At 51.5% G+C, this 938-nt stretch carries 1 protein-coding gene; it reads left to right on the plus strand.

The window, feature by feature from the left end; translation table 11 throughout:
* Nucleotides 1-938 (plus strand): type VI secretion system tip protein TssI/VgrG (tssI, locus tag V2H77_RS00355; protein ID WP_341497219.1); only part of this gene is annotated, 938 nt, incomplete at both ends.

Genomic DNA, 938 nt, shown 5'->3' on the forward strand with positions numbered 1-938 from the left:
ATCCCAGACAACTTTTCAGGTATCGCAATTTACCTTGCAGGAAGAGCTATCACAGCTTTTTAGCCTGACATTAAAGGTGGCGAGTTCACGTGACGATATTCCCCTGAATGACCAACTGGGTCGCCGTGCATCCTTGACTATTACCCGTAATGACGTGGCCGAACGGACCATTAACGGTTTGATAGCCGGGGCTGAACAGGGTAATACCGACGGCCGTCGCACTTTTTATATTTTCACTATCCGCCCCGATATGTGGCTGATGACGCTGAATCAGGATAGCCGTATTTTCCATTGGCAGTCCGTACCTGAAATCTTAGCGAAATTGCTGAAAGAGCACCGTATTCTCTTTGTCCGCGATACGCTCTATAAACACTATACCGAACGGGAATACACCACGCAAAAACGTGAATCGGCCTATGATTTTTGGTGCAGGCTGGCGGCGGAAGAAGGCATAGTCTTCTGGTTTGAGGAAAAACAGATGTTGTTCTGTGATTGCCATCTGGGCATGCAGGCGGATATCCAGCTCACTTACAATACTCACCCTGAAACCGACGAGACCGATACCACAGCGTACCAGTGGAGTTATGGCGAATACCTGTGCCCGAATGGCACGGTTCAGAAAGACCATAATTTTCTGAACCCCAAATATGCGCTCGAGCATCAGAAGCAGGCCGACGACGATAGCGGGTACGATTCGGTGTTTGAAAGTTACGGGCGTTTCCAGCGGGATGCGGAAGGAGAATCTTTCACCCGACTGCGGCTGGAGCAGTTACAAAACTACAGCAAAGTCGGCACCGCCAAAACCCACTGCATCCGGCTTCGGCCGGGCAAAATTTTTACCCTGCAATCCCATCCAATCGCCGCCATGAACGCCCGCTGGCAGGTGATTTCGGTCACGCATCATGGGTGGCAACCTGTCGCGTCAGACGACGGGGGCG

Origin of the sequence: Photorhabdus sp. P32 (assembly GCF_038085095.1) — a bacterium.
In the GTDB taxonomy this organism is placed as follows: Bacteria; Pseudomonadota; Gammaproteobacteria; order Enterobacterales; family Enterobacteriaceae; genus Photorhabdus; species Photorhabdus luminescens.